Annotated in this window: 10 protein-coding genes; 7 read left to right on the top strand and 3 right to left on the bottom strand. The window is 45.0% G+C overall.

Going from position 1 to position 18,335, the window contains the following annotated elements:
• Nucleotides 1-241 precede the first annotated feature (241 nt).
• Genes NQ565_RS07205 through NQ565_RS07185 form a run of 5 tightly spaced genes read left to right on the top strand, consistent with a single transcriptional unit; the run spans nt 242 to nt 9,934 of the window.
• Entirely contained in the window at nt 242-3,322 is a 3,081-nt protein-coding gene (locus NQ565_RS07205; RefSeq protein ID WP_005657760.1) for a SusC/RagA family TonB-linked outer membrane protein, read from the top strand.
• Between the two features lie 26 nt (nt 3,323-3,348).
• Nucleotides 3,349-5,094 (top strand): RagB/SusD family nutrient uptake outer membrane protein, encoded by a 1,746-nt coding sequence (locus NQ565_RS07200; protein ID WP_005657762.1) that lies wholly within the window; start codon nt 3,349-3,351, stop codon nt 5,092-5,094.
• 49 nt (nt 5,095-5,143) lie between these two features.
• A complete protein-coding gene (locus NQ565_RS07195; RefSeq protein WP_040316353.1) occupies nt 5,144-6,550 on the top strand; it encodes a DUF4960 domain-containing protein in 1,407 nt (468 codons plus the stop codon).
• 13 nt (nt 6,551-6,563) lie between these two features.
• Nucleotides 6,564-8,147 (top strand): glycoside hydrolase family 32 protein, encoded by a 1,584-nt coding sequence (locus NQ565_RS07190; RefSeq protein ID WP_005657765.1) that lies wholly within the window; start codon nt 6,564-6,566, stop codon nt 8,145-8,147.
• Nucleotides 8,148-8,188: 41 nt separating this feature from the next.
• A complete protein-coding gene (locus NQ565_RS07185; protein WP_005657767.1) occupies nt 8,189-9,934 on the top strand; it encodes a DUF4960 domain-containing protein in 1,746 nt (581 codons plus the stop codon).
• A 213-nt stretch (nt 9,935-10,147) separates the two neighbouring features.
• Here NQ565_RS07185 and NQ565_RS07180 read toward each other — a convergent pair whose 3' ends face one another.
• Complete coding sequence (locus tag NQ565_RS07180; RefSeq protein WP_005656266.1) at nt 10,148-11,803, bottom strand: IS1182 family transposase; 1,656 nt, start codon at nt 11,801-11,803, stop codon at nt 10,148-10,150.
• Nucleotides 11,804-12,141: 338 nt separating this feature from the next.
• On the opposite strand from NQ565_RS07180, the gene NQ565_RS07175 reads away from it, so the two are divergent.
• Nucleotides 12,142-14,976 (top strand): glycoside hydrolase family 3 N-terminal domain-containing protein, encoded by a 2,835-nt coding sequence (locus tag NQ565_RS07175; RefSeq protein ID WP_005657769.1) that lies wholly within the window; start codon nt 12,142-12,144, stop codon nt 14,974-14,976.
• A 126-nt stretch (nt 14,977-15,102) separates the two neighbouring features.
• Nucleotides 15,103-16,155, top strand: coding sequence for a DUF4831 family protein (locus tag NQ565_RS07170; RefSeq protein WP_005657771.1), 1,053 nt, complete (start codon nt 15,103-15,105; stop codon nt 16,153-16,155).
• 56 nt (nt 16,156-16,211) lie between these two features.
• On the opposite strand, the gene NQ565_RS07165 is transcribed toward NQ565_RS07170, so the two are convergent.
• A complete protein-coding gene (locus NQ565_RS07165; RefSeq protein ID WP_005657773.1) occupies nt 16,212-16,562 on the bottom strand; it encodes a PqqD family protein in 351 nt (116 codons plus the stop codon).
• Nucleotides 16,563-16,570: 8 nt separating this feature from the next.
• Nucleotides 16,571-18,235 carry an MFS transporter gene (locus tag NQ565_RS07160; protein WP_005657775.1) on the bottom strand — a complete coding sequence of 555 codons (1,665 nt, stop codon included), beginning with the start codon at nt 18,233-18,235 and terminating at the stop codon, nt 16,571-16,573.
• Between the last annotated feature and the right edge of the window lie 100 nt (nt 18,236-18,335).

The raw sequence follows: 18,335 nt of genomic DNA, 5'->3' as shown, positions 1-18,335 counted from the left end.
AAGCGAAAAGGGCTAACACAAATGTTACAAATGCAGCTAAAATTGATACCAGGCTATCTCCTGGGCATAGTCAGCTCCATACCACGAAACAAATTTTGCAGCATCCGTATCATTTTTTATAGCCAGTTTCAATGCAATCCATTTACTTTGCAATATCAAAACATGATCGGGAAAGCTGTTTTGAGAATTCACAAGATAATTGTTAACAATAAATTTATAACGTATGAGAAAACTTAGCATTATGATGTTCCTTTTAGGATTATGTGGTTTTGCCTATGCGCAAAACATCCAAATAAAAGGAACGGTAACCTCTGCTACCGATAGCTACCCCATCATCGGGGCATCCGTTGTGGACAAGGCAGATAAAACCAACGGAACGATTACGGATATAGACGGCAACTTCACCCTCACCGTAAAGCCGGGTTCCGAAATAACTTTCTCTTATATAGGTTACAAAACACTAACCTTGAAAGCGGAAACATCCATGAGTGTCATCATGCACGAAGACTCGGAAATGCTGCAGGAAGTAGTGGTAACCGGTTACACCACACAACGCAAAGCAGACCTTACCGGTTCCATCTCCGTAGTCAGCATGGATGAAATAGCCAAGCAAAACGAAAACAATCCAATGAAAGCCATGCAGGGGCGTGTACCGGGCATGAACATTACGGCCGACGGTAATCCAAGCGGCAGCACTACCATCCGTATCCGCGGTATAGGTACGCTAAACAACAATGACCCGCTCTACATCATCGATGGCGTGCCCACCAAAGGAGGCATGCACGAATTGAATGGCAATGACATCGAGTCCATACAGGTACTGAAAGATGCCGCTTCTGCCTCTATCTACGGTAGCCGCGCTGCCAACGGTGTCATCATCATTACCACAAAGAAGGGCAAAGAAGGACAACTCAAGATTAACTTTGACGCTTCCGTTTCCGCTTCCATGTACACCAACAAACTGGAAGTACTGAACACCGAAGAATATGGCCGTGCCATGTGGCAAGCCTATGTGAACGAAGGACAAGACCCGAATACCAACAACTTAGGCTACCTCTATGACTGGAACTACGGTGTAAACGGTTATCCACAACTCAACGGCATCAGCATGCGCAAATATCTGGATGCCGCCAATACAGTACCTGCCGCAGACACCGACTGGTTCGACCAGACCACACGCACTGGTATCATCCAACAATACAACGTATCTGTAAGCAACGGCTCGGAAAAAGGTTCGTCTTTCTTCTCCTTAGGATATTACAAGAATCTGGGCATCATAAAAGATACTGATTTTGACCGCATATCCGCCCGTATGAATGCTGACTACAAACTAATAGACAACCTGCTGACCGTAGGCGAGCACTTCACCGTAAACCGTACCAGCGAAGTGCAAGCTCCCGGCGGATTCCTGCAAAACGTGCTACAAGCCAATCCTTCACTGCCGGTATATACAACCGAAGGTAAATTTGCCGGTCCCGTCAGCGGCTATCCCGACCGTGAAAATCCGGTAGCGCGCCTGCAACGCAATGCCGACAATCGCTACACATATTGGCGTATGTTCGGCGATGCATATATCAACCTGAATCCGTTCAAGAACTTCAATCTCCGCTCTACTTTTGGCATAGACTACTCACAAAAACAACAACGTATCTTTACCTATCCCATCACGGAAGGCAATGTAGCTAACGACAAGAATGCCATAGAAGCAAAGCAAGAGCATTGGACCAAATGGATGTGGAATGCCATCGCCACTTATAATATGGAAGTTGGCAAACACCGCGGAGACGTAATGCTGGGTATGGAACTGAATCGTGAAGACGATATACATTTCTCTGGTTACAAAGAAAACTTTTCCATCCTCACACCCGACTATATGTGGCCGGATGCAGGTGTAGGCACGGCACAGTCCTATGGTGCAGGCGAAGGCTACTCACTCGTTTCTTTCTTCGGAAAGTTGAACTATACATATAACGACAAATATCTGCTGTCGCTTACCGTACGTCGTGACGGCTCTTCACGCTTTGGCAAGGATAACCGCTATGCTACCTTCCCATCGGTTTCTGCCGGCTGGCGTCTTAGTCAGGAAGAATTCATGAAAGACATCAAATGGCTGGACGATTTGAAAATACGCACATCCTGGGGACAGACCGGTAATCAGGAAATCAGCAACAACGCCCGTTATACAATTTATGTACCCAACTATGCCGGAACGGAAAGCGGCGGCGGAAGTTACGGAACTTCCTACGACATCACGGGAAGCAATGGCGGAAGCATTCTCCAATCCGGTTTCAAACGTGACCAGCTCGGCAATAACGGTATCAAGTGGGAAACCACCACACAAACCGACCTCGGTTTCGACTTTTCCCTTTTCGCCCAAACACTTTACGGTTCGTTCGATTGGTACTATAAAAAGACAACCGACATTTTGGTACAAATGGCAGGCATTGCCACCATGGGTGAAGGAAGTAAGCAATGGATTAATGCCGGTGAAATGGAAAACAAGGGTTTTGAACTGAATTTAGGCTACCGCAACAGTACAAAATTCGGACTGAAATACGACATCAATGCCAACCTCTCCTCTTACCGCAACAAAATCACTGCCTTGCCTGCTACGGTAGCAGCCAACGGCACTTTCGGGGGAAACGGCGTGGAAAGTGTGATAGGACACCCCAACGGAGCACAGGTAGGCTACGTAGCCGACGGTCTTTTCAAGTCACAGGAAGAAATCGACAACCACGCCACTCAGGAAGGTGCAGGTTTGGGACGCATCCGCTGGCGTGACCTGGACAGCAACGGTATCATCAACGAAAAAGACCAGCAATGGATATTCGACCCTACACCTGCCTTCAGCTACGGTATCAATATCTATTTGGAATATAAGAACTTCGATCTTACCATGTTTTGGCAAGGCGTACAAGGAGTAGACATCATCAGTGATTTAAAGAAAGAAACCGACTTGTGGAGCGGACTCAACATCGGCTTCCTGAACAAAGGCAAACGCGTACTCGATGCCTGGTCGCCCGCCAATCCAGGTTCCGACATTCCGGCACTTGCACGTAACGACAGTAACAACGAAAAACGCGTATCTACCTATTATGTGGAGAACGGCTCCTTCCTGAAACTACGCAATCTGCAAGTAGGCTACAACGTACCGAAAGCATGGACAGAGAAAATCCGCATGGAGCGCCTGCGCTTCTACCTCAGTGCACAAAATCTGCTCACCATCAAGAGCAAAGATTTCACCGGAGTAGACCCGGAAAACGTGAACTACGGCTATCCTATTCCTTTGAACATCACTTTTGGCGTGAACGTCAGCTTTTAATACAACGAACAACAAATAGAAAAACCATGAAAAATTTAGTATATACTCTTATCTTTGGACTCGCATGGATATGCACCGGATGCTCAGACTTCCTGGAAAGCCAGACACCGCAGGGAAGTGTGGATGAAGAACAACTGCAAGACCCTGTTTATATAGACAACCTGGTAATTTCGGCATACGCCGTATGGATCAGCGCCGAGGATATCAACTCCTCTTTCTCTTTATGGAACTACGATGTTCGCTCGGACGACGCTTACAAGGGCGGTAACGGTACGGAAGACGGCGATGTGTTCCATGCGTTAGAAATCTCTCAAGGCATCATGACTACCGCATGGAATATCAGCGACATCTGGCAACGGTTATACAACAGCATTTCACGCGTAAACATGGCTTTAAAATCTCTGAACCGGATGGATGAAGCCACCTACCCGGAAAAGCAGCAACGTATTGCGGAAATGCGTTTTCTGCGCGGACACGGACATTTCCTGCTAAAGCAGCTTTTCAAGAAGATAGTCATTGCCAATGATGAGACGCTGGACCAGGAAGGTTATAATAATCTGTCTAACGATATCTATACCAACGATGAGAGCTGGGCGGAAATAGCCGAGGATTTCGAGTTTGCCTACGGACACTTGCCTGTTACCCAAGAAGATAAAGGGCGTCCCACCCGGGCTGCTGCCGCAGCGTATCTGGCAAAAACGTATCTGTACAAAGCATACCGCCAAGATAATGATGCCACCAACGAAGTAACTTCCATTAATGCGGAAGACCTTCTTCAAGTGGTGAAATATACGGACAAGAGCATCATGAACGCAGGCGGATATGGTCTGGAACCGGATTTTCACAACAATTTCCGCCCTGAACCGGAATATGAGAATGGTGTGGAATCCCTATGGGCCATGCAATACTCCATGAACGACGGAACAAAGAATGGTAACTGTAATTGGTCAAACGGTCTGATAGTACCTAATATTCCGGGGGTGACAGATGGCGGTACTGACTTCTACAAACCCAGTCAGAACTTAGTAAACGCTTTCCGTACCGATGCTGACGGACATCCGCTGTTCGACAGCTTCAACACCAAGAACTACGACAAGACCGAAGATAACGCCGACCCGCGTTTGTTCCTTACGGTAGGTATACCGGAACTGCCTTACGAATTCAACACCAAGTATATGATGAAGAAAGACAACACTTGGAGCCGTAGCGGCGGTCTGTATGGCTATAACGTTACCCTGAAACAAAATGTAGACCCCGATGGCGGTTATCTGGTGAAAGGAAGTTATTGGGGCACGCCTATGAATCATATCGTACTGCGCTATGCCGATGTATTGCTGATGCGCGCCGAGGCTCTAATTCAATTGAACGATGGTCGGATTGAAGAAGCCGTAAGCCTAATCAACGAAGTACGTAACCGTGCCGGTCAAAGCGTTACTGCAAGCACCAGTGTGATAAAGAATTATGCCGAAGACTATGGCGTAAAGATTAAAGTAGAGCCTTACAACGGTACATACAGCCAAGCCGATGCCTTGAAAATGATGAAATTCGAGCGCCGTGTGGAACTTGCCATGGAGTGCGACCGTTTCTTCGACCTTGTGCGCTGGGGTGAAGCAGCCGAAGTTCTAAACAAGTACTATGCAGAAGAAGCAGCCGACTGTAGTATCTACTCCAACGCTTCGTTTACCAAAAACAAAAACGAATATCTGCCCGTACCGTTTGCACAAATCAGTGCCAGCAATGGAAAATATGTACAGAACTGCGGTAACTGGTAATTCCTCTACGGGAATAGAAACATCGTTTTACCTTCAAAAACATAAAAGAATGAAATCAATCCTGAATATATTTAACCTGTCTTTCCTCACAGTCACCCTATTATTGACTGTCGGATGCAGCGATGATAACAGTAGCGCGCTAAGACTGAACGAAGACACCGCCATCAAATCCTTTGCGCTGGACAACTACTCCGGCACCATTGACCAACAAAAAGAGACTATCACCATCACCCTGCCGGAAGACTACGATATGGCAGCAATGACAGTAACCGACATACAACTACCGGTAGGTGCCGAGGCTACCCTCAAGCGAGGAGATGTATTGAATCTGAACATGACACAGACTATAAAAGTATCCAATGGCAACGTATTCCAACAATACGTCATCAAAACGAGATACGATGAAGCGAGGATTCTGACATTCCAATTGAACGATATGTATAGCGGTATCATCGACCAGCAAAACCAGAATATTCTGGTTCAAGTACCGGCTTCCACCGATATAACGAAGCTCGTTCCCACCTATACCGCCACCGAAGGAGCCATCGTAGCTCCTGCCGGCGGAACCGCCATGGATTTCAGCCGCCCGGTAGACTTCATCGTGTCCAACAATATGGCATCAGCTGTCTATACCGTAAAAGTACTCACACCCACAGGCAAACCGGCAGCTATTTATGCCGGTCTCGCTTCCACTATAGAGGGACTGAACCCCGAAGAGAAAGAAGCAGCAACGTGGATGCTGTTCAATGTGAAAGATGCACAGTATGTTTCTTTCAGCGACATAGCGACTGGTAATGCGGATCTATGTGAGTGTAAGATGCTGTGGTGGCATTTCCATGCAGACACTACCATTGATGATATGAACAAGTTCGAAACGGCTGCTCCAGCTGCCTTATCTGCTGCCAGCATGATTAAAGCACGCTATGACCAAGGTATGAACCTGCTGCTGACACGCTATGCTACTTTCTACGCTGTCAATATAGGAGCAACCAAAGACAATAAGAATCCCAACAATTGCTGGCTCGGGCGTACAGAAACTGATCCTGAAATAACCGCAGAGCCTTGGAGTTTCTTTATACAAGGACATAAAAGTCACCCTGCTTATCAAGGTATACACGAGGGTAATTCCGTATATACCTGCAGTAAGGGCTACGGAATCACCAACACTACTGCTCAATGGCATTTACGCTCGCAAGATGAAGTGAATCCTTGGGGAGATTACAACGATGAGGCCGACTGGTCTCGGAAACATGGTGGCCAAGCCTTAGGTTACGGTGGCGACGGAGCTATCGTGGTTTGGGAATATCCGGCCAACGGTAGCAAGGGCGGTGTCTTCTGCATCGGTTCCGGCTGCTACGACTGGTATTCGGAAGGCATCGACACATCCAAAGACCCATACCACGGCAATGTAGCCAAGCTCACCAAAAATGTAATCAATTATCTAACCGGTAAATAAAGACTGACATATAATGAAAACAATGATACACACACTTGCATACACCGCACTGCTGAGTATAGCCCTCAGTAGTTGCAACGACGATAATGCTCCCATACTCACCCAAAAGGATTGGGACAACACTGCCACTTATTTTAAGCCGACCGATGAAAATATGTTTGGCACTTACTACAAACCGCAACTGGGTTACGTAGGTGACCCCATGCCTTTCTATGACCCGCAAGCCGGCGACTTCAAGATAATGTACTTACAGGAGTACCGTCCCAATCAAACCACTTACCACCCTTTTTGGGCGGTAAGCACCAAAAACGGAGGAAGTTACACCTCATTGGGTGAACTTATCCCCACTGGAACGGAAGATGAACCCGATGCGGCCTTAGGTACTGGTTGTATATTCTATGATGAAACCAATAAAGTATATTATACCTATTATACCGGACACACAGCTGACACTGAAGTTGTGATGCGGGCCACTTCTACCGATTTCAAGACGTGGAACAAAGATCGTACTTTCTTCTTGCTCGGCAGCAATGACGGTTACAGCCGGAAAGACTTCCGCGACCCCTTCATCTTCGAGAGCGAAAGTGGCAAATATCACATGATCGTATCCACTAAAAAGGATGGTATAGGAGTACTCGCCGAATACACTTCCACCGATTTGAAAGCATGGAAACATTCAGGCGTATTTATGCCGATGCACTGGGGTGCTGACCGGTTCTACGAATGTGCAGATGTATTCAAAATGGGAGACTGGTGGTACCTCGTGTATTCCGACCAAAATGCGGTATCACGTAAAGTATGCTACTTCAAAGGCAGCACACTGGAAGAACTGAAACAAATGACCGCAGCCCCCACTTTTCCCGACAATAAAGAGGGTGTACTCGACTCACGTGCTTTCTATGCCGGAAAAACGGCAAGCAACGGAACAGACCGTTACATTTGGGGTTGGTGTCCCACCCGTGCCGGTAATGACAATACGGCTGTCGGTGCTGCTCCTGCCGAACCTGAGTGGGCGGGTAATCTTGTGATGCATAAGATTATCCAGCATGAAGACGGCACGCTCTCATTAGGTTCCGTAGATGGAATTTTGAACAAATACACTAACAATACCACCTTAAAAGTAATGGCACAAAGTGAAACCGGTGTAGCCGAAAGTAACGACAACTACACGCTCAGTGGTGATGCTTACGTACTTTTCAACCGCCTGAACATACATAACAAACTTACATTTACCGTAACAGCCTCAAGCAACGAAGATATATTCGGCATTTCCCTGGCACGTGGCACAGACTCCAAGAAATACTACTCCCTTATCATCAATCCGGAAGATAACAACAGTAACCGCAAAATCAACTTCGAGCAGAAAGGAAAGGAAGGTATAGGGTTCATCGCAGGAATAGACGGCTACAAGTTTCCCGTTCCTGCCGATAACATTTATCATGTCACTATCTGCACGGACAATTCCGTATGTACTGTATACATCAATGATAACGTAGCATATACCAACCGGATTTACGGGATACAAAAGAATTGCTGGTCATTAGACTCTTATGAGGGCAGTATACAAGTGAGCAACATAAAAGTGAGCTACTATTAACAGAGAACAAAAGAATACTAATACTAAAAAGAACAAATATCATGAAAACAAAACTATCTACTCTTATTTTATCAAAGTTAACCTTTAGCTCTCTAAAGTTGACCTTTACACTTTTAATGTTGGCCTTTACAACGCTAACATTGACCTTTACGGCATGCAGCAATGACGATGAAGACAATATCCTCAGCGAAGATGAGGGTAAACAGCTGGCACACCCCGCAGTGGTGGACTTCTCAGCAGGTATCACTACTCGCGTAACGACAAGCAGCGAGTGGGAAGCAGGTGACCTTGTAGGTATATCGGCTTCCGAAATAGCAGGAACAGTATCCACTCCTAAGTATACAAACATACAGTACAAAGCGGATATAGCCGGAGCGTCTACTGCATTCTCATTGGTTGAAACAGAACAGGAAGAAATAGCCTATACATCAGAGAATGACATGATTTTCACAGCATATTATCCGTATACTGATAACAAAGATGGCGTTATCGAAGCCAACACAGCTACTACGGAAGAAGAACAAAAGAAGATTGATTTTCTATTTGCTTCTTCTAAAGGAAAGTATATTGAGGGGAATGCAAATCAGAAAATAAACTTTACTTTTCAACACAAAATGGCACGTATCCGACTGAAGATTAAAGTAACCGATACCACACCAATAGAAAACAAAAGTATTATATTAGGCGGTTTGATACACAAAGGTACATTTAATATAAAATCCGGTATCGCAAGCGCCAATGGTAATGTAGAAAATGACTGGTCACTTGGGAACTTAAGTTCTACAGCGAGTGGTACAGAAATGGAAATAGTCCGTATCATCTACCCTCAAAATGCCGAATCTCTCGACTTACGAATTGGGAATGAGGATGATAATCTAAAGACATCATTCACTCTGTTCGGTAATAAGTTCGAACCGAATAACTCATATACCATTAATGCAGAAGTAAGGAACGGTAAAATCCATGCTACCATTACTCTTGATAATAATACAATAGAGGGATGGAATGAAAATGAACCGGGTAAGAAAGCTTTTATCGGTATTGCAGATAATATGGAAGAACTAACAGAGGAGGCAAAAGCTGCTGCAACATGGATGATACACAACATTGAAAACTCTGAATACATCAGCATCAACCAAATCACTGAAAATAATATCAATCTTGATGGATACAAAATGATTTGGGCACACTTTGATTGGACTGAGGCAAATACAAATAATGATGCAATAATAGATAATGCCAACGAAGCTATTAAATCATATTTTCAAACAGGTGGAAATATATTAGCATCACGTGATGCCGCTCGTTTTATCGGTAAATGGGGAATTTCCCAAAATGGGTCATACCCTAAGAATAACTGGGGCGGAAATGAAAATGTAGACTTTAATAAGAGTCTTTATTGTAACAATATCTATCATCCAATATTTAACAATATTACGTTCAATAAACATTGGCTCCCATTACATGCAGAAGATGCCGGTTATAAAAACAGTAATCGGGTTCTTCAATGGAATATTAATGATGAAACAGAAAAATATGATGATATAAATGCATGGCAAACCGCAACGGGAGGTATTCAATTAGGTTCAGACAGTGGTAACAGTGATACAACTATTCGTGTTGCAGAATTTCCGTCACGCGAGAATAGTGGAAAAGCCATCGTTATTGGAGACCCGTCTTTTGAGTGGAAAAACTCCAATGAGGAAAGTAATAGTATACATAATAATCTTACAAAACTTGCAACCAATACTATTAGCTACTTAATCGGTCAATCCAACAACAAATAACAACAACCACAAGCAATTATATTAAATATACATTATTTGTGATGCCCTGTAATGATACCCCTAAATAAAACAAAGTATCTGTCAAAGCCATAATAACCTCACGACCGAAAAACTGCTAAAAGGCTTATTTATGATACTGTATTAAAGAAGGTGTGTCGTAATGCACGATGCACCTCTTTTTTGTTCATCACTATACAAATCTGTTCATTTTCTTTAAGCTGCGATAATTCGAAGATTTCTTTGATTTATGTGTCTCCAGCATCTAAATAAAGCGACAGTAAGTTCATAAAACCATCCAATCAGCCATTTCGTATCTTCTTTTGTCAGTTTTGCACACATTTTTTTTATATTGAAGGCAATGGCTAGGAAGGCAAAGTCCATGAAGACCTTGTCCTTTCCAAAATGTCGGAAACGTTTGTAGTTCATATTGTTTTTAATTTGTCCGAACACGGCCTCCGGTTCTATGCATCTCTGCCCTCTGTGTTTCAGTCCTTTCTCAGAGCAGAGCAGTTCTTTGGCTCTCCGCTTGTATTGTCTAAGCCTATGATTCAGTTCTATCGTCCTGTTTCCTTTTGCTTTAAAACAGCGGCATCGCAGGGGACAACCTTCACACCTGACAGCTCTGTACCGTGCATTTTCGCTGACATATCCGGATGCGGTTTTCACATTCCTGGTGCCTATCCTCCGCATCCTTTGCCCCATAGGGCAGATGCAGAAGTCATGTTCTTCATTGTAGTAGAAGTTTTCGGCCTTGAACGGGGCCGGTTTGAATCTCGGCCGCTGCTCCATGTGGAAATAGTTGTACTTTACGTAGGCTTCCATGCCGTTTTCGGACATGAAGCGGTAATTCTCTTCGGAGCCATAGCCGGAATCAGCAACCACCGTATGGGCCATCCGTTCATACCTGTTTGAAAAAGATTGCAGGAAAGGAATCAGGGTCAGTGTATCCGTAGGGTTCGGGAAGAGTGCAAAATCGGTGATGAACTGATTTTCGGTGCCGATTTGAAGGTTGTAACCGGGCTTCGTCTGTCCGTTGCGCATGGCATCCTCCTTCATTCTCATAAAAGTAGCGTCCTTGTCCGTCTTGGAATAGGAATTCCTCTCTTGCAGTGTTTCCAGATGGCAGTCGTATTCCTGCAGTTTGTCCCTGTGTTCTTCCAGTTCCTTCAGCTGTTTGCGTTTCTTTTTCAGTTCAGTCTTTTCCTCTTTCGCGGATGGCTCGGAAACCTGTTCCAGTGCATGACGCAATTCTCCTGCCATTTCAGTCAGCATGGCCGGAGTGAACTCAACTTCCTCATTGTTCTCTGATGACTTCTCCTGAGCAATGACATCGTCTATCTGCCCTAACAGGACATGTATCTTCTTCATCAGGCGTTCACGGTTCCGCTCAACCGTTTTTCGCCAGACGAAAGTGTACTTGTTGGCTTTGGATTCGAGCTTTGTCCCGTCAATATATTCCACATTCAGGCTGATGAAGCCTTTGGAAGAGAGAAGAAGTACGGTTTGCGTAAACACTTCGTTAATTTCCTTCTTCACCCGGTTGCGGAAACGGTTGATGGTAATGAAATCCGGTTTCTCATATCCGGCCAGCCAGATATAATGGATGTCACGGTGAAGGAGTTTTTCAATTTTCCGGCAGGAGTAGATGTTGTTCATATAGGCATACAGAATGACCTTGAGCATCATCTTGGGGTGGTAAGGGCTGCGACCGCATTCCTTATACAGTTTTCTGAAACTTTCAAGATTCAAGCCCTCAACCAGGGCGTCAACCATGCGCACCGGATCGTTTTCTGCAATATCCTCATCAATTCTTTGAGGAAAAAGAACGGTTTGGTTGGGATTGTAAGGACGAAAATGTATCTTTGTCATAGTAAAGAACTTATGCTTAAAGATACAAAATCTTTAGGTAATAACAAAGCCCCAGCTTGTGAAAGTCGGGGCTTTGTGCGTAAAAAACAGAAGGTGTGCATTTTGACACACCTTCTTTAATCATAAATCACCTTATGACAAAGCTCTGCTGACTTAATCAATCAAGAGGCATCAACCATATAATTTATCAGCCAAAAGCGCAATGCCATTATCCGCCACTATCACCCCATTCCAATATAGTATGTACAATAGATAACCGTACTTCGAACAATTTTATCCTTTTCTGTTCTCAAAATTCACTATCTTTGACACCCAAAGAAAACTATAAAAAACATACCATGAAGAAATTAATTGTAGCCACCTTGTTATTAGGCAGTAGCACATTACTGTCTGCACAAAAAACTGCAAAAATACCGGCATACTATAAACCGGCAAAAAGCGAAATGTACCATAAAGGCTGGATAGACTTCAACAAAAACGGTATCAAAGATATATATGAAGACCCTGCCGCAACACTCGATGCCCGCATTGAAAACCTCTTGCAGCAGATGACACTCGAAGAAAAAACCTGCCAGATGGTTACCCTCTACGGCTACAAACGAGTGCTGAAAGATGCTCTTCCCACCCCCGAATGGAAACAGATGCTCTGGAAAGACGGTATCGGAGCCATTGACGAACATCTGAACGGCTTCCAGCAATGGGGACTGCCACCCTCGGACAATGAAAACGTCTGGCCTGCCTCGCGTCATGCCTGGGCACTGAACGAAATACAACGCTTCTTTGTTGAAGATACCCGCCTCGGAATCCCCGTAGATTTCACTAATGAGGGCATCCGTGGTGTGGAAAGTTATAAAGCCACCAATTTCCCCACCCAACTGGGATTAGGACACACGTGGAACCGCGAACTTATCCGCCAAGTAGGACTTATCACCGGACGGGAAGCCCGCATGCTGGGCTATACCAACGTCTACGCCCCCATCCTCGATGTAGGTCGCGACCAGCGTTGGGGACGCTATGAGGAAGTCTACGGCGAATCCCCCTATCTTGTTGCCGAGCTGGGTATCGAAATGGTACGCGGACTGCAACATAATCACCAAGTAGCCGCCACTGCCAAACACTTTGCTGCATACAGCAACAATAAGGGAGCACGTGAAGGCATGGCGCGCGTTGATCCGCAAATGCCGCCGCGCGAAGTGGAAAACATACACATCTACCCTTTCAAACGGGTAATCCGTGAAGCAGGGCTATTGGGCGTGATGAGTTCCTATAACGACTACGACGGCATTCCCATCCAGGGAAGCTACTATTGGCTGACTACCCGACTCCGCAAGGAAATGGGTTTCCGGGGATATGTAGTGTCGGACAGCGATGCCGTAGAATATCTCTATACCAAGCATAACACCGCCAAAGACATGAAAGAAGCCGTACGCCAAAGCGTGGAAGCAGGCCTCAACGTACGTTGTACATTCCGCTCGCCCGACTCATTCGTACTTCCGCTACGCGAACTCGTAAAGGAAGGCGGACTGAGTGAAGAAGTTATCAATGACCGTGTCCGTGACATCCTTCGGGTAAAGTTCCTTATCGGTCTGTTCGATGCTCCCTATCAAACAGACCTTGCCGGAGCTGACGATGAAGTGGAGAAGGAAGCCAATGAAGCCGTTGCCCTACAGGCATCCCGCGAATCCATCGTATTGCTGAAAAATACAGATAATACACTGCCGCTGAATATCGATAAGATAAAGAAGATTGCCGTCTGTGGCCCGAATGCCGATGAGGAAGGCTATGCTCTGACACATTACGGACCACTCGCCGTAGAGGTTACTACTGTCCTCGAAGGAATCCGCGAGAAAGCACAGGGTAAGGCCGAAGTGCTTTATACCAAAGGCTGCGACCTTGTAGATGCCCATTGGCCTGAAAGCGAAATCATGGAATACCCGCTTACCCCTGACGAACAAGCCGAAATAGACCGTGCCGTAGCCAATGCCCGTCAGGCTGATGTAGCAGTAGTAGTACTGGGTGGTGGCCAACGTACCTGCGGTGAGAACAAATCGCGCACAAGCCTGGAATTACCGGGACACCAGTTGAAATTGCTGCAAGCCGTACAAGCCACGGGCAAGCCTGTTATACTGATATTGATTAACGGTCGTCCGCTATCCGTAAACTGGGCGGACAAGTTTGTCCCTGCCATTCTTGAAGCCTGGTATCCGGGCTCTAAAGGCGGTACGGTAGTAGCCGACATTCTCTTCGGCGATTACAATCCCGGAGGCAAACTGACAGTTACTTTTCCTAAAACAGTAGGACAAATCCCGTTCAACTTCCCCTACAAACCGGCTTCACAGATAGATGGCGGTAAAAATCCGGGACCGGACGGCAATATGTCACGCATTAATGGTGCACTGTATCCTTTCGGTTACGGTTTGAGCTATACTACTTTTGAGTATTCCGACCTCGAAATCACTCCCAAAGTAATCACACCCAACCAAAAAGCCACCATACGACTGAAAGTAACGAATACCGGCAAACGTGCCGGTGACGAAGTGGTACAACTCTACACGCGCGATATTCTAAGCAGTGTCACCACCTACGAAAAGAATCTTGCCGGTTTTGAACGTATCCACCTGAAGCCGGGAGAGAGCAAAGAAATAGTTTTCACTCTTGACCGCAAGCATCTTGAATTGTTGAATGCCGATATGAAATGGACAGTGGAACCGGGCGAGTTCGCCATCATGGCGGGTGCGTCTTCCGAAGACATCCGGCTGAATGGTATACTTACTGTAGAAGATTACCAAGCCCGCCTGCAAGCACTTGAAAGTCAAAATCCCATCAGTCCCGTAACAGCAAGTACCGATATGGAAAACGCCCCAAATGTGCTTGACAAACAAAAGAATACGGTCTGGCAGGGTAACAAAGGAGATTATATAACCTTTGCCCTAAAGAACGGAAGCAAAATAAACGAAGTTGCTATCGCTTTCAAGCGAGACAACGGACTTCCGGCAGAGTTCGAGATACAGCTTTCAGGCGGAGGCGGTCAGTTCCTTACTGTCTATTCGGGTACTGTCAGCCAATACGGTGAACTTATCTCCTATCCGTTCAAAGGAACCACGGCCAGTGATTTGCGCATCTTACTGAATGATGACCGTGTAGGAATAGCGGAAGTTGTACTGAAAGAATAAGGACATGCAGTATTCCTATTTTATGGTCTGACTGAAAGTTAATCTTTCGTAAATGAATATCCAAGAACTAAAGAACTTCGTTAACTTTGTTATTTAAAATTCATAGTTATAAACCGATAGAGAAATATGAAGAAAAAAATGATATGGGTGGCCGGCATTCTAATAGCTACAAGTGCCTATGCCCAAACAGATGTCAGCACCGGTATTATGCGCGGTAAAGACTACGGAGTAACTTATCTCCTGCCTAAAACCGAAATAGAAATTGTAGTACAGGCTACCAAACATACATACATGCCCGGAGAGTTCTGTAAATATGCCGACCGCTACTTACGCATGAACAATGTATCTGCCGATCCGAATATCTATTGGACCATCGACAAAGTACAAACACACGTGGCGGGAGTACCCGATAAAGATAATGTATACTTCGTTAAGTTGAAAGATAAGACTGTAGCCCCACTAATGGAACTTACCGAAGACGGCATTGTCCGTTCCATCAACATACCGCTTAACAGCCATACGATACCGGCAACCAAAATAACCGCTGCCGCACAAGAAATCATAGATCCGCGTAAATTCCTTACGGAAGAAATACTCATGGCAAGTTCCAGAGCTAAAATGGCGGAGTTGGTAGCCAAGGAAATCTATAACATCCGTGAAAGCAAAAATGCCCTTCTCCGTGGTGAAGCCGACAATATGCCGCAGGATGGCGCCCAACTCAAAATCATGCTCGACAACCTCAACTTACAGGAACGTGCTATGACGGAGATGTTCTCCGGAACCTTGAAAGAAGAACCTCAGACGTTTACAATTCGCCTTACTCCCAAAGAAATGAACAATGAAGTAGCTTTCCGCTTCTCCAAACGATTGGGCATAGTGGCAAACGATGATTTGGCAGGCGAACCGTATTATATCTCCATAACCGATTTGAAGACTCCCGCCATTCCGGAAGAAGACGGTAAGAAAAAAGTAGACGGAGTTGCTTACAACGTTCCGGGACGCGCCCATGTTATATTGACAGGCAACAACAAGAAGATATTCGATGGTGAACTGCCCGTTACACAATTTGGTACTATAGAATATCTTGCACCTGTACTATTCAATAAAAATTCTACTATAAAAGTTTTGTTCGATACAGCTACCGGTGGATTAATCAAGGTAGACAGAGAAAGCAATTAGGAAATTGAGAGTCGAGAGTTGAAAGCAGTCTGCATTGTAATACCAGATGGTAGCTTTCAACTCTCGACTTTCAACTGAATGAATCCATCTTTCTGCAACTGCATAATGTAAGTAGTGACACGAGAAGGATAGTTATCTTCATTTTGGAAATGGTCGGTAAGCAGAGAGATTATCTCTTGTACGGTTCGGTTTCCATCTATCAAACGCCATACGGCAGTACCGTGTTCTTCCAGCTTCACATGAATATCGGCCGACATACTCTTCGGCAACAAAAAACGTCTCATCCAGTCGTACTTAAACCGAGGAAAGGAAAGTATCGCGTACTCCCCTTCCCATTCGGTTGTAATATGTCCGCACTGAACGGGAACAGTATCCAATAGGTTTACTTTTCCTTTTGTATCTGACATTACCGTTATCAAGCTTTGATATTAGGTTCTTCCAAACCAAGACCTTTCTTCTTGTCAACAACTTTAAGAATAAATCCCAATACCAAAGCAGCAACGCCAAGACAAGCCAGCATTACAAGCGGTGCGGTGTAATCATACGACACGGCAGCCTCTTCCGGAGTAATCACACCGTTCTTTAAATCAGCAACAAGCTGCGTATTGGTTTTATCAAGTACCTTTCCGATAAGAAGCGGGAAGAGCCAAAGACCAATATTCTGCACCCAGAAAATAAGCGCGTAAGCACTGCCTATAATCTTGGCATCAACCAATTTAGGAACACTGGGCCATAAAGAAGCAGGAACCAGTGAAAAACTTGCACCAAGTACCAATATAGTAAGATAAGCTATCACAACACCACCTACCGCATTATCTCTGAACTCAGGAAGAACAAACGCGAAAGTAAGATGGCAAAGAACCAGTAACATGGAACCTATCATCAGCATCGAAGCTGCCTTACCTTTATGGTCAACATAGTTTCCAAGTATCGGTGTTATACCTACAGCGAGCAAAGGGAAGACTGCAAATACTGTTTCGGCACTCTGACGCATATAACCCATATAACAGAAGACAGTGAGCAATACTCCGGCAAGGGTAAGCAAGCCATACTTCATACTTGCCTTCTTCATAAAATTACTTGCAAAAGAAGCACCCGCAACGACAAGCATAATGCAGTACTGAAGAATTGTCACCGTATTAGTAGCCCAGAAAGAGTCGGTGGGTACTTCCTTGAATACCAAATTACATTGCAGCATATTTACGGCATATTTCTGGAACGGGAATATAGCAGAATAATAAAGTACACAAAGAAGCGCTACCAACCAGAATCCGCCACTGGACAAAATAGTACCGAGATCGCTGATCTTGAACGGATCGTCTTTCTCCTCAGCCTCACCCGTCTGCTCGTCAAGTTTCTTATCCATGAAGAAGTAGACAATAAACATAATAAGTGCGATAAGCAATAGCACAACACCAAATGCCACTGAACGGGAAACATCAATAACACCCCCTAATTTAGCAAATACCGGAGAGAAAATCATGCAAGTGGCAACCCCCAAACGGGCAAGCGCCATTTCAGACCCCATAGCAAGCGCCATTTCACGGCCTTTGAACCACTTAACGATACCGCGAGACACCGTAATACCCGCCATCTCGACACCGCAACCGAAAATCATGAAACCTATTGCTGCAAATTTAGCTGATGCCGGCATACCTCTATAGAATGGAGAGATACCCAACTCATCGAAACCGGGAATATAATTCAGGTTGTTGGTAAACCAAGTTTGAAGTCCACTTCCCTGAAAAGCGTCTGTCACCGCATACCAATTAATGGTAGCTCCGACAAGCATCACAGCACCGGAAAGGATTGCCGTGAAGCGTACTCCCATTTTATCGAGGATAATACCTGCAAAAATGAGAAAAAACACAAATACATTGAGAAATGTCTCAGAACCCTGCATCGTACCGAATGCTGTCGAATCCCAACCACGGGTAGATTGCATCAGGTCTTTGATAGGTGAAAGTATGTCCATAAAAATATATGAACAGAACATAGCAAACGCTAAAAGCAGTAATACCAACCAACGCATACCTGCCGAATCGCGTAGCGTCTGGTGAATTTTGTCAGTAGTTGTCATTATAATATTATAATATGGTTTATAATTTCAAATGAATCTTATCTGGCTACAAAAATAACCAAATATAAAAGACTATAAATAAAAACAGGCAGAATTGTAC

The organism is Bacteroides stercoris ATCC 43183 (genome assembly GCF_025147325.1).
Lineage (GTDB): Bacteria > Bacteroidota > Bacteroidia > Bacteroidales > Bacteroidaceae > Bacteroides > Bacteroides stercoris.
This window is presented reverse-complemented; position numbering and strand designations above follow the sequence as displayed.

Excerpts from the sequence above, each read along its gene's own strand:
- NQ565_RS07185 (WP_005657767.1), top strand. The coding sequence starts at position 8,189 with ATGAAAACAAAACTATCTACTCTTATTTTATCAAAGTTAACCTTTAGC.
- NQ565_RS07200 (WP_005657762.1), top strand. The coding sequence starts at position 3,349 with ATGAAAAATTTAGTATATACTCTTATCTTTGGACTCGCATGGATATGC.
- NQ565_RS07190 (WP_005657765.1), top strand. The coding sequence starts at position 6,564 with ATGAAAACAATGATACACACACTTGCATACACCGCACTGCTGAGTATA.
- NQ565_RS07195 (WP_040316353.1), top strand. The coding sequence starts at position 5,144 with ATGAAATCAATCCTGAATATATTTAACCTGTCTTTCCTCACAGTCACC.
- NQ565_RS07165 (WP_005657773.1), bottom strand. The coding sequence starts at position 16,562 with ATGTCAGATACAAAAGGAAAAGTAAACCTATTGGATACTGTTCCCGTT.
- NQ565_RS07170 (WP_005657771.1), top strand. The coding sequence starts at position 15,103 with ATGAAGAAAAAAATGATATGGGTGGCCGGCATTCTAATAGCTACAAGT.
- NQ565_RS07160 (WP_005657775.1), bottom strand. The coding sequence starts at position 18,235 with ATGACAACTACTGACAAAATTCACCAGACGCTACGCGATTCGGCAGGT.
- NQ565_RS07175 (WP_005657769.1), top strand. The coding sequence starts at position 12,142 with ATGAAGAAATTAATTGTAGCCACCTTGTTATTAGGCAGTAGCACATTA.
- NQ565_RS07180 (WP_005656266.1), bottom strand. The coding sequence starts at position 11,803 with ATGACAAAGATACATTTTCGTCCTTACAATCCCAACCAAACCGTTCTT.
- NQ565_RS07205 (WP_005657760.1), top strand. The coding sequence starts at position 242 with ATGATGTTCCTTTTAGGATTATGTGGTTTTGCCTATGCGCAAAACATC.